The sequence below is a fragment of the Zhenpiania hominis genome (genome assembly GCF_014333425.1).
GTDB lineage: Bacteria > Bacillota > Clostridia > Peptostreptococcales > Anaerovoracaceae > Hominibacterium > Hominibacterium hominis.
In genome coordinates this window covers 130,501-142,200 of sequence record NZ_JACRYT010000001.1, presented here as the reverse complement: position 1 = coordinate 142,200, position 11,700 = coordinate 130,501, and the positions used below count along the sequence as shown (strand labels likewise).

Sequence of the window (11,700 nt, the reverse complement as noted above, 5' to 3'; positions counted from 1 at the left end):
CCATGTGTTCCCAAAACATCGAAACCGCAATCCACACCATGGAAGAGTCCATCTGTTTTCTGATTACCACCCCGGATGCGCAGCCGGAGCTTTATGATACCCTGCATACGCTGGCCGCCCGCTTGGGTGCCCGGCTGGGCATTCCGTCTCCGGAACCGGATACCAACCTGCCGTATCTTCTGGATCTCTCCCAATGGATCGGATATGCCCGGGCCTTTGCCCTGCAGCAAACGCCCCTCCCTCCGGCTTCCCACTCCTCTGTTTATCTGGACCATCTGTTTGTCAACCTGATGGAACAGGTGAAACGGCAGTCCTCTGCCGCTTTGGAGCAGCAAATGTCTCGGGCCTTTCTTTCCCTGAAACCGGAGATTCGCTCCATTCTGGTGGATTATGTCCATCGGTTTCCTTTCTGGGGCGATCTCCGGCTGGATTCCGGTACTGGCTCCATGGTTACGGAACGGGCGCAGTGCCTTAAGGAGCACCGGGAGGATTTCCTCTGGCTGTATGACCGCCTCGCCGATTACCGTAGCCGCTTTTCTCTGCTCGCCGTCCTGAACCAGTGGCTGTTTTATGATTCCCTTCTTCTGGGAAAGGCGAAAGAAACCATTTTTGAGGATTATTTTGATCTGGATCTCCCTCTTCTGGGCGATCCCCAGGCAGTCATCGCGGATGTAGGCGCCTTTACTGGAGATACCGCTCTTGCCTTTCAGAAAGTGTATGGTTCCTGCAAAAAACTGTACTGCTATGAAGTGGATCCCGCAAATTGCGAGAAGGCTCGCAAAACACTGCAAACGATTCCCTTTGCCGAGCTTCGCCAGAAGGCGGTCTCTGCCGCCAATGGTACCATCTACCTCAATGTCAATTCCTCCGATGCTTCTGCCAGCCGTACTTCCTCTCAGGGTTCCGTTCCCATTGAGGCGGTCACGCTGGATTCGGATATCCCTGAGCCTCTCAGTCTCATCAAGATGGATATTGAAGGCGGGGAACAGGAGGCCCTTGCCGGCTGTGAGCGCCATATCCGAGAGGATCGCTGCCAGTTAGCCATTTCCGTTTATCACGGCAATCAGGATCTCTGGAAAATTCCCCGTATGATTGAACGGTTCCGTTCCGACTATCAGTTCTTTCTCCGTTATAACGGGGGCAATCTTTTTCCTACCGAACTGATCTTCTTTGCTCTTTAAATTCAGAAAAGGGAGGTATACACTTATGCAGCAACAACAGGAATCCCTCTGGAATGAACGCATTACTACCGTAACTCAGATTTATGAACTATGTCAGACTATTCTCGAGGCAGGCAATCATGCCGCCGTTTCCGGTTCCGCTTCTTCTATGAATGAAATCCTGCGAGACGGTGTTGCCAGCGCTACAAAAACAGCCATCCGCTGCTGGCCCGATCAGAATCAAATACTGGAACAGGCACAAAAGACCTTTCTCAAAAAGCTGCGAACCCGGGAACCCGGAAAAATCAAAATCTGTACCGAAGAATGGTTTGTCACCTATGGGAATTGCGTATTCACTGCTTTTTCCCAACAACTTCGTGAGGAAATTCAGCTCACCGAAGAGTTGTCTCGCCGGCTCTTTACTTTAATTGATGAGGTCCTTCCTTTGGATCCTGCCGGAAAAAGCCGTATGATGCTGGAAACAGCGCTGCGCTGCGGTGCTTCCGAGCCCCGGCTTGCCTTTGACCGGATGTTAGCGGCGTTTTCCCAAACACCTGATCTGGCACAGAATCTGGCTCCGGATTACCGCTATCAGCCCGATTTGCATCCCCAGACCGAATTGACCTGCTGCCCAATCTGTGGTGGAGCAGGAACCCCCTTTTTTACAGCCTATTCCTGCCGCATTCAAACCTTTGAGCCCATGTTTCTCCCTGCAAAGCTATGGATGAAATGTCCGGACTGCGGTAATCTTTACACTCGCTATTTCCCTTCTGAATTCTTACAGATGGGAAAAACGATGGTACAGGTACTGCCGAAGCCGGAAGTCATAGTCCTTCGCGCACCCCAACAGGAAAAACTCCATACTTGGGGAGAAATTCTCAATCAGATCCGTCATTATACTCAGGGAACGGATCTGCTGGAAATCGGTGTCGGCGAAGGATATCTGATTGCCGCTGCGCAGGAAATGGGTTATTCCGTCACTGCAGTGGAGCTGCTTGCGGATTGTGCTCAGGAAACTGCGAATCTGCTGAACTGCCCGGTTCTTTGCGGGGATTTTCTCCACCTTTCGGAAGATCAGACTTATTCCGTCATCACGATGGGTGATGTTCTGGAACATCTGCAAGATCCGACAGAGGGTCTCAAAAAAGCATGGCGCCTGCTTCGTGAGGATGGTGTTCTATGGTTATCCACTCCCAACTATGAGAGTGGCTACGCCAAAATGGCCAAAGTATCGGATGTCATGTGGTGTGAACCTTTTCACATCACCTACTTTTCCAGAGCAGGACTGACTGCCCTTCTGGAAAAAATCGGATTTCATATTGAACGATATACCATCAGCAACCGGTATATCGATTCCATGGAACTGATTCTTACAAAGAAGAACAAGGATCGAACGGTATAATCATGACCCCACGAAAAAAACTCCCGCTTTTGGGAGTTTTTCTGTTAAGCTAAAATATCAATAATATGATTTGAAGGCGGAGCAGGTACAGCCTGTTCCAGCTGCTGAATCAACTGAGCAGCCTGCTGTTCCTGGGAATCCATAGCCTTTTTGACCACAGACAGGGAAGTCTGATTTAAAAGACTGGCAGTACTTAAGGAAATACTTGCAGCCGCGATTCCATCAATACCCATAAATCCTCACCTCACTTATCATCAACAACTAAAACCTTGCATTGCGGTAGAGAATACGGATGGTTTCCAGTTGCTCTTCCGCAGCGCGAATCGCTTTGTGCATGGCTGGAGAAATTCGATGCTTCTCCTCTTGTTCGAGCTTTAAAAAAATGCACTCCACCGCATCCTGATTCAGTGCAAACTGCCGAAACAGTATATCCAAAAGCATTGCCGCGTGAACAATCTGGGCGCTCAAAGGAATGGCGTCTCCTGATAAATGAGCAGGGAATCCGCTTCCATCATATTCTTCATGATGATAAAGCGCAATTTCCCGGCAGTAAGTTGCCAGAGGCTCCCATTGAGACGGCACATGCTCGAACAGATCTCCTCCCATCACGGTATGCCGGCGAAAAATACTGCGGCCCGGCTCCTCTTGATCCAAACCGGCCAGTGCAATATAATCCGGCAGCGACAACTGACCGATATCTGCAAAAGCACAGGCAAACTCGATTAAAGTCGCGTTATAATAATCCAGACCGCAGTCCGGGCACACCTTTCGATAAGCCGATATAAGAGATTGCGTGAGCATCCGAATATGTTCAATCGATTGAATAAAGGCAAAGTTTCGATACTGACACATCCGTGTCATTTTTGCCTGCCAGCGGCGGGCAACCTGCACTGCCTCATCAAGGGAGATAGAAGAGCCGCAAAAAGATGATACAGCGGATGCTTCCTTGTTCCCCTCCTGCCGGGCAACTGGCCAGGCAGATGCCACAATATTACGTACACGTGCCTGCACCAGCATGGGATTCACCGGTTTTACGAGGAAATCAATAGCGCCGCATTCCATTCCTTCCACAACCACATTTTCATGGGCATCCGAAGTAATCAGAATCACTGGAATCGAATCCGCGTTTTCAATGCCATGGATCTTCTTTAGGAGAATAATCCCGCTATCATTCTTTGCGAGGTTTACATCCACAATCGCCGCAGCGATTTCTTTGTTATGCTGTCCGATAAACTCCAAGGCAGAACTGGGATCGGAGAACAACACAACATGATATTCTTTTTTAAAAATCTCATTGAGAATCGCCCGATCCAATTCTGAATCATCAATGATGAGTAGTATATTTCGTTTCATAGTTCGCTCCCCGTTTCATCGTTTTCGAAATCTTCTTCAAGGATAGCCATCACTTTCTGGCTGTAATCACGAATCTCAGACAACAATCCATACATCTTTTTCAAATTCCGCAATCCGGAAGAACGATATTCTACCAGAGCGGCATTCGCAGGATCATAGATCTGCAAAAGACCCAAATTGCCCGCAAGCCCCTTCAAATCATGCATATAGTGATAAAAATCACTTTCCTTTTCCGACTGAAGGCTGGCTTCCAGTTTGTCCAAATTTAATGATTCAGGGAGCTTTCTTATAAATTTGAGATATAATTCTTCATTTCCCATAAAACGTTTTACTGCGTCGGATACATCCACATCCGCATCTTCCAGTCGCTGAAGCAGAACTTTCTTTTCCATCTCATCCCCCGCCTACATTCCCTGCCCTTTGTTAGTATTCGGAAAACCTTCCCCGAAAGATAGCAGGAATCAAAACAAAACTTTCTATCAGGAAGCCGATTTAACGTGTGCGGCCACCCTCTTATCCTCTGTGCGAATATGGGCAATCAGTACTCCGATTGTTTCATTCAGTTTTCCCAAAGCGGCAATATTAGCGCCGGATGTGCGAATCTGATCGGTGGTCTGTGCCAGTGTCCGTTTGTATCCTTCATGGAATTGCTTGTGCGCGGCATATCCTGGATATTTGTACTTTGTCTGCAGCTGTTCTTCATCGGAGAAGTGTTTTGAAACATAGTTCAGCAGGAACTGGACTGTGCTCTCAATGTTATCACGACCTTTCCCTTGTGAACATGCATCCATCAGTTTGTTTACCGCATCAAAAAGCTGTTTATGCTCACTGTCAATTAATGCGTTTCCTGTTTCCAAATCATTTGTTAAAGTGTACTTCATTTCTTTATAATCCTTTCTATCTACAATATATTTACTACTGATATTCTTGAAATTTCACGTTCTTTCCGAACGCGTTTTCTTCTCCAGAATTTCTTTCATCTTAAGAAGAGACCTCGTATCTGCCGATGCAGCTTCTCGATTAGCAGCTTCCGCCGCATCAATCAACTCTTTGCGGAGAATCGATACATCCCGGGGGGCATCAATCGCAATACGCGCGCCGTCCGGCCCGGTTTCCACAATAGAAATCGTAATATTCTCATTTATCACAATCGAATCTCCTTTTTTTCGATAAAGAATCAGCACGACGCTCCCTCCTTATCCATGTACTCTTCCGATAATTCTTTCAATGTATGACGAAATCCATAGGCTCCTTTTTCCAAAATCACCTGCCGTGCCTGTCGTGTATTTGGATTTACAACAACCGGACATTTCAAGTTTACGGTACTTTCTTCGCTAGGCGTTCTCGCCACACACAAGACATAATAGGCCAGTTCTTCATCATCCTCCACCCCAAGGGCCTTCTTGTCCGCTTCCGAAAGCTGCGGTATATAGTCCTCTTTCAAGAGAAAAGGGTTCATAATAATAAACGACAAATTTTCATCTTCCACGCTTTGCAGACTCAATACTGCATCGCTGTTCTCTTCAACAGAAACAGGAAGGAATCTTTTGAACTCCTCAAAGCCAAAAAGTCCTTCCTGAAAGGTAATTAAGTCATCTTCGTTGAAAGAGAAGCCGGACTTCAGTTTTTGTTCCATAGCACTCCTCCTGCAATTTCCCTGTCTTTATGCCGTAACGTCTACATATTCTCCGCCAAACCGCGCTGCTACGCTAGGCGGAACATACATCGGTTCCCCAACATACTCAATATTAATTTCCGGGTATTGTTCAATCTGAATTTCTATGCTTCCCGGTACATATTGAACCGAACCCCGATCCATTCTTAAATCGAAATTCAGTTTATCCATCTGGTATTCCATCGATAACGACGGACCCTGCCATTGGATATCGGGTCCTGTAGTTGGGATAAATGCCAGTTCAAACTGACCGGTCGGCATCGCAGTACGCGATGCCAGAATCTGATCGATCGTCTGCGAACCTTCACCAATTTGGGTGTTCAGCATCAATCTCCCTTCCTGCGCATACTCGGCAGACGCCTCATAAGCAGCAGTCTTTCCCCTTTGAGCGGCTTGATAAATGGCAGTTTTCGTAGTAGGGACTACGGAGTTTCTGGCATCATAAGTATCCAGCTTTACTTTCACCTGCCGGCTCTCCATACGAAGACCTCCACGTTCCCTGTTCATCTCCAGCTGCGCGCTTCCATTATGCCGCTCCAGTCTTGCATTGTTAACAACCAGCTTGTAGCTGATTGGAACGGTCGTAATCTTCAGCAGTTGTTCCACATCATTCACCTCTCTTTTTTGGGCTCATTTTTTACTAGTTAAGGAAATCCAACAAAGATGGCGTAATTATGCTTGTTCCTACTTTTAACGCCGTATTATAGGCATACATCGACCAGGAGTAATTCATAATCGCCTCTGCCGGATCAATATTTACTGCGTTATCATATTGTTCGGTAATGGCCAGTTTTTCACTTTCCAGTCTGGTCTTCATCTGCGTCAGCATCTGAGTCTTTGTTCCCAGAGTCGCAATCTCATCCCGCAGCTGTGAGCTTCCCTCACTGAAGTTTTCCCACATGGCCTCATAAGCATCCCGGTCAAACGTTTCTTCTTCCAAGGCGTCTGCCATCTGACCCACTAGAACCACCAGATTTTTGGAAACGCCCTGTTCATCCTTGCCGTAGCCTACCAGATTGATTCCGGGAAGCGCACTGTTAAATGCGGTAGAAGAGGATACCTCCGCGCCGTCTTCCCCCAAACCAAGACCCAAATCAATATAAGTCGCTTCCTGTGACAGTTCTTCCAAGATCTTCTGATCATTTGGATCATCAGAATTAACATCAACACCCCGGTAAGTAAGAACACCATCCGCCGTTAGTTCAAAAGGCTGCTCTTTACCGCCTGCTCCTGCCACCGCAAAGGTTTCCCCGTACCTGGTGTTAAGAGTCTGCACCATCTGTTCCTGCAGCCCCCGCAGTGTCTGCGCGTAAACCTTTCTGGTATCCAAATCCGCATTTGTATCATTGAGTGCCTCCACGGAATACCGTTTATCAATCTCTTTGGCGATATTACTCAGCTGTGTGGCGATATCTTCCTGCGTATCCTGCCACTTCTGTACATTTTCCACATTGTTGAGATAATCCGCATTACGGGCGTAGCGCCGTTCCAAGATCGCGGCCTTCGCAGAGGACGCCGGATCTTCGTAGGACGAACTAAATCGTCTGTTTGTTTCTACCTGTTTCCTGCTGCTTTCCAGCCCTCCCAAGGTGGCTGACAGATTATTATTATAATTTCGCATGACCATATTCGTCGTAATCCGCATATTAACTGCCATAGCCTCAAAATCTCCTCTCTTATCTTCCAACTACTCCGGTATTATTAATCAGCGTGTCCAAAGCCTCATCCAGCGTTGTCATCAGACGAGCCGCCGCATTGTAGGATTGCTGATATTTCATCAGATTCATAACTTCTTCATCCAGATACACACCCGCAACCGAATCTTTCGAATCCGCGATCTGATTCATAACCGCTACCCGGTTGCTAAGAATCGAGTTGCTGGATTTCTGATCTACAGCCTGCGTATTCTGAATATTATCATAAGCCTCAAAGAATGAACCTGTAAAGTGTGCGAATTTCTGATCCTCCTCCATAGCGTTGATCATATTCAGCACATTGTCATTGGCAGTGCTGGAATACTCTCCATTTGGTCCCGGCACAACCGTTGTAACAATTCCATAATCACCGTTGAGCCAGCCTTCCGCAATACGAATGTTTTCCGCGGTAAAGGTACCGGAACCGTCTGAGGTTTCAAACAGCGGTGTGGGAGGATCCTGATATACAATTTCTCCGGTTATCGGATCTGTCTCAATTTGGCCATTCGCATCAAGTTTTGGCTGACGATTCAGTTCATTGAATTTTTTAGCAAACACATCCACCAAATTGTCCAGCGTCTGTTTGTAATATCCGATTCCCCTGACATCTGTAACAGGGTTGTCAAAATCACCGGATTTATTCAGCATATCCAGCGCGCCCTTCAGCACACCCTCTCCCAGCACATCAGTGAGATCATTAGTTTCTTTTCCGTTCACATCACGGATACCAAATGTCACCTGACTGGGATTATCCGCATTCAGTCTTACCTCTCCCGCCTGATCATCATCGATCAACGTGTAGGTATTACCATCTGTATCTGTAAAAGTAATTTTAAGTGCATCTACCTTATAATCGCCCCCCAGATTCACATCATAGTAAGTAACGTCAATTGGCAGATAAGTAGCCAACTCATCAATGAGCTGATTCCGCTGATCCATCAGTTCCAGAGCCGGGCTTCCCAGCACCTGGCTGTTACGGATCGATTTGTTGAGTTCCGCAATCGACTGAAGATAACCGTTGATGTTTCCAATATCAGTGCTTTCTAACTTTGTAATCAGATCACTTCGTACCCGATCCACTTCCACCGATTTTTCACGAAGAATTGTCAGTAAAACCTCCATGGAAGAACGCACCAGCGTGTCCGATGCCCCTTGATTGACATTATCCTGAGACTGCATATTCTGAAGCTGCGTAACAACATCATTGAGCGCATTTCGGAAGCCTTCCATATCCACTTCATCAAAAATCTGTCCGATATCGGATAGTATCGTGTTCTGGGCATCAATTGTACCCACTTGTGCTAGATGATCCCGATACTGAATATCCAAGAACGGATCCCGGATTTGGGTGACTCCTGTCATCTGAACGCCCTGTCCAACCTTACTGTTATTTGCCATATTGCTGTAGCTGGCTCCGGTTGTGCTGATACTTGCCAAATCCAGGCGCTGCCTGGTATATCCGGTGGTATTAATATTTGATATATTCTGACCGGTAACATCCAACGACCTCTGACTTGCAGTCAATGCCTGCTGTGCAGTCATAAAGCCGGCAAACGTAGAACGAAGCATTACTCTCTCTCCTCCTTATTCCCTAAACTTTCCTGTTGGTCAAATGTTGAGGTTCTGTTTCCACAGAGCCTCCATCCTGATTATAGATACCTTTGTTTTCCTTTTGTTTCACTGCAGTCTGCACCTGCCGCAAGTTCAAACTGATAATCTCCAGCGCGCTCTCATTGGCAGATTGGAACATGCGTACACTGTGTGTTAGTTCATCGAAAAGTTGACTGTATTTCACGCGCTCCTCCTCTGGAACGATTTCTAAAATCTGTCGGAAGGTCTTTCCTTCCCATCCCAGCTTTTTCTGAATTTCTTCCCGCTTTTTATCAAGCCCACGCAGTTTTAAAACAATGGCTTGCTCTTTTGTCATGCAGTCCTCAATTACTGCTGTTTGTTTTTCCTCTGCCGCTTTGAGTTTTTTCTCTTCCAGTTCTTGATTCTGCTGAAAAAAAACAATGAGTTCGCGAATAATGTTCTCAAAGTCATTCATATTTAAAATTCTTCTCCTTTTAGTAGAAGGATTCTGGACGCAACCGCTTCAGCGTCTACCTTGTACATTCCCTGAGAAATCTGCTCTTTTAAAGCCGCGATTTTTTCTTCAGGAATCTGCTGGTAAACAGCTGCCTTAACATCCTTCTGCGCCTTTTCTATAATCTGACTCTCCGCCAGTTCTCTGGAATTGGCATGAATCATAATCTGGTCAAAGTTTTTGCTTGCTTCATCAAACGGCACAGATTTCTGGTTTAATTTATCCGCATGTGCTGCGTTTATATAATTTGCTACTACAGGATCGATTGAAATCTTCATAGTATCTGTACCTCCTAAAAAAACGTTCTCTGTTTTTGTACTTATATTTTAATTATCGTCCGAATCGCCTATTTGTTAAGACTTCTCTTGTCGTTTTTCTTTCCATTGCTGTTTTTGTTTTTTTAATTTATCACGAAGCTTCAAAATGCTGCGCCCAATCCGGCCTCGCAGTTTTCGGTACTGACTATTGACAATTCGATGGACCCAACAGAAAGGAAGTGGAAGAATACTCTCTGACAAGCAAGGGTAAATTGTCAGCATGTAGTCTCGCGGCGGAAGCCACAATTGTCTTTTTTCGCGCCTGCGTTCTCTTTTGAGGTCCCGTTCGTATACGTCTGCCACATTTTTTATTAACGGCAGGATCTCCTCGTTTTCTTCCCGGGCTTCTGTCCCTTTCGAAAGAATATAGCGTTCCATGTCCGCAAGTTGTGGAAATTCTTCCATATATTCTCCAATTTGTCCGAACCAGACAGCCGCCAGGCGGATAATCAGATCGCCAAAATAGTTCAAATCCAAATATTTCAATTCTTTGTTTACAAATTTCCAATCTAATTTTTCATAGCAGAAAAGATAATATACCCAGAGGTCTATCAGGTCCCTGATTTCCAGTTCACCTTTGGCAAAAGCTTCCGCCATATAAGCAATTTGGTACAAATACAGATCTTCCAACTCTGGCTCATGAAGGTAATAGAAAGAGCCTTTTTTAGGAAACTTTTGAGGTGTTACTGTAAAATAGCGATTCATTTTTTTCTCTGTAAAATGACACTTTTCCGAAAAAACAATATAAACGCCGCCTGCGTGATAATACCAAATTTCCCCCTCATCAATATGCGTACCCTTTTTTTGCTTCTTTTCATAATGAAGATTCTGCATTATTTTATGAATCGTTTCTAGTTTTCCCTTTTCCACAAGAAAACGAAGAGGTTGCGGATACCGCAATTCCTTTCTCTCATAAAAATGGGTAATTAGCCGCTCTCTTGCTTCCAGAACATGAATCTGGTATCGTTGCATCTCTTTTAAAACTCGTTTTCCTTCTATTTGATATCGTTCCTGCGTTAGGACAGCATAACGAAAGCGCTCCTGAAAACGTCCTTTCCAGTCTGTCAGGCGCTTTCCATCCATCCCGAGAAGAATACTGTAGATCGTATTGGATACGTGATGATAATCCGCAAGTTTATAAACTTTTGCCCAGTCTGGCTCCCGCCGCCACTCTGGCAGGAGATCTTTATTTAGAAGAATTGTAATTAAGTCCAGAAGGCATTCTGTTTCATATTCTCTGCTTTTTTGCACGCTCATTTTTTATGCGCCTTTCTTCCATCCAGTCGGCTGCCATCGAATTGTAGACAGCATGCCTCTCATCTGCAACTAACCGCCCCGCGGAAAGAGTCATAACTCTCTTTCTCATAATCGACACCAGTTCCCTGTCATGGCTTCCAACCATAATTGTTACGCCCATCCGATTTAATTCCTCCAAAAGCCGCATGAGATCATACGCGGAATCCGAATCAAGATTTGCGGTAGGTTCATCGGCAACAAGGATTTTCGGATTTACGACAAGTGCCCTGGCCAGCAGTACCCGAGCCGCCTCCCCTTCTGAAATCTCATCAGGGAATGCCCACATTCTGTGTTCTACTCCTACGGTACGCAGAGTCTGCCGAATTCGACGTTCAAATAATCTTCTGGGCTGTTCTGTCGCGCACATAGTCAATTCAATATTTTCGTAAATATTTTTATGAGCCAGAAGTCCGTACTCTGGTTGCATCTGTCCGATTTTTCTCCGCAATGCCGGGATTCTGCTCTTGGGCATAGAAGAAATTTCTTCTCCCTGAATCCATATTTTTCCGCTATCTGGGGAAATCTGCCTGCTCAACATTTTTAACAGTGTACTTTTTCCTGCCCCACTTTTTCCAATCACAAAAACAAATTCTCCCTTTTCAATGGAAAAGCTCACATTTTCAAGCGCGATACAGTCCTCCCCATACCATTTATTTACATGATCGAATATGATTTCCTTTGCCATTATCCCTCCAAAAAAGGAGATGAGTCATCCTC

At 45.8% G+C, this 11,700-nt stretch carries 15 protein-coding genes; 2 read left to right on the top strand and 13 right to left on the bottom strand.

All coding sequences use genetic code 11. The annotated features are described in order from the left end of the window. Nucleotides 1-2: 2 nt before the first annotated feature. Both H9L42_RS00710 and H9L42_RS00705 read left to right on the top strand, forming a co-directional pair. Nucleotides 3-1,181 carry an FkbM family methyltransferase gene (locus tag H9L42_RS00710; RefSeq protein ID WP_187301549.1) on the top strand — a complete coding sequence of 393 codons (1,179 nt, stop codon included), beginning with the start codon at nucleotides 3-5 and terminating at the stop codon, nucleotides 1,179-1,181. Nucleotides 1,182-1,206: 25 nt separating this feature from the next. After that, entirely contained in the window at nucleotides 1,207-2,562 is a 1,356-nt protein-coding gene (locus tag H9L42_RS00705; protein ID WP_187301548.1) for a class I SAM-dependent methyltransferase, read from the top strand. A gap of 44 nt (nucleotides 2,563-2,606) precedes the next feature. On the opposite strand, the gene H9L42_RS00700 is transcribed toward H9L42_RS00705, so the two are convergent. The 13 genes from H9L42_RS00700 to H9L42_RS00640 all read right to left on the bottom strand — a co-directional run bounded on the left by H9L42_RS00700 (nucleotide 2,607) and on the right by H9L42_RS00640 (nucleotide 11,668). After that, nucleotides 2,607-2,795, bottom strand: a complete 189-nt coding sequence (locus H9L42_RS00700) for a YjfB family protein (RefSeq protein WP_187301547.1) — start codon at nucleotides 2,793-2,795, stop codon at nucleotides 2,607-2,609. 28 nt (nucleotides 2,796-2,823) lie between these two features. Next, entirely contained in the window at nucleotides 2,824-3,915 is a 1,092-nt protein-coding gene (locus H9L42_RS00695; protein ID WP_187301546.1) for a response regulator, read from the bottom strand. Continuing rightward, nucleotides 3,912-4,307, bottom strand: a complete 396-nt coding sequence (locus tag H9L42_RS00690) for a hypothetical protein (protein WP_187301545.1) — start codon at nucleotides 4,305-4,307, stop codon at nucleotides 3,912-3,914. Before H9L42_RS00690 ends, H9L42_RS00695 begins: the two co-directional genes overlap by 4 nt. 87 nt (nucleotides 4,308-4,394) lie before the next feature. After that, nucleotides 4,395-4,796, bottom strand: a complete 402-nt coding sequence (locus H9L42_RS00685; RefSeq protein WP_187301544.1) for a bacteriohemerythrin — start codon at nucleotides 4,794-4,796, stop codon at nucleotides 4,395-4,397. A 54-nt stretch (nucleotides 4,797-4,850) separates the two neighbouring features. Continuing rightward, the gene (locus H9L42_RS00680) at nucleotides 4,851-5,099 is read right to left on the bottom strand and encodes a carbon storage regulator (protein WP_187301543.1); all 249 of its coding nucleotides are present in this window, start codon (nucleotides 5,097-5,099) and stop codon (nucleotides 4,851-4,853) included. Further along, nucleotides 5,093-5,551 carry a flagellar assembly protein FliW gene (fliW, locus tag H9L42_RS00675; protein ID WP_187301542.1) on the bottom strand — a complete coding sequence of 153 codons (459 nt, stop codon included), beginning with the start codon at nucleotides 5,549-5,551 and terminating at the stop codon, nucleotides 5,093-5,095. Before fliW ends, H9L42_RS00680 begins: the two co-directional genes overlap by 7 nt. Nucleotides 5,552-5,578: 27 nt before the next feature. Further along, the gene (locus H9L42_RS00670; RefSeq protein ID WP_187301541.1) at nucleotides 5,579-6,196 is read right to left on the bottom strand and encodes a DUF6470 family protein; all 618 of its coding nucleotides are present in this window, start codon (nucleotides 6,194-6,196) and stop codon (nucleotides 5,579-5,581) included. A gap of 34 nt (nucleotides 6,197-6,230) precedes the next feature. Then, nucleotides 6,231-7,247: a flagellin N-terminal helical domain-containing protein gene (locus tag H9L42_RS00665; RefSeq protein ID WP_243235585.1), complete on the bottom strand. Its 1,017-nt coding sequence runs from the start codon at nucleotides 7,245-7,247 to the stop codon at nucleotides 6,231-6,233. 19 nt (nucleotides 7,248-7,266) lie between these two features. Beyond that, nucleotides 7,267-8,853, bottom strand: coding sequence for a flagellar hook-associated protein FlgK (gene flgK / locus H9L42_RS00660; protein ID WP_187301540.1), 1,587 nt, complete (start codon nucleotides 8,851-8,853; stop codon nucleotides 7,267-7,269). A gap of 22 nt (nucleotides 8,854-8,875) precedes the next feature. Further along, a complete protein-coding gene (gene flgN / locus H9L42_RS00655; protein ID WP_187301539.1) occupies nucleotides 8,876-9,331 on the bottom strand; it encodes a flagellar export chaperone FlgN in 456 nt (151 codons plus the stop codon). A 2-nt stretch (nucleotides 9,332-9,333) separates the two neighbouring features. After that, nucleotides 9,334-9,648, bottom strand: coding sequence for a flagellar biosynthesis anti-sigma factor FlgM (locus H9L42_RS00650; protein WP_187301538.1), 315 nt, complete (start codon nucleotides 9,646-9,648; stop codon nucleotides 9,334-9,336). Between the two features lie 75 nt (nucleotides 9,649-9,723). Continuing rightward, nucleotides 9,724-10,944: a nucleotidyltransferase family protein gene (locus H9L42_RS00645; protein WP_187301537.1), complete on the bottom strand. Its 1,221-nt coding sequence runs from the start codon at nucleotides 10,942-10,944 to the stop codon at nucleotides 9,724-9,726. Further along, nucleotides 10,916-11,668 carry a cell division ATP-binding protein FtsE gene (locus H9L42_RS00640; RefSeq protein WP_187301536.1) on the bottom strand — a complete coding sequence of 251 codons (753 nt, stop codon included), beginning with the start codon at nucleotides 11,666-11,668 and terminating at the stop codon, nucleotides 10,916-10,918. Before H9L42_RS00640 ends, H9L42_RS00645 begins: the two co-directional genes overlap by 29 nt. Between the last annotated feature and the right edge of the window lie 32 nt (nucleotides 11,669-11,700).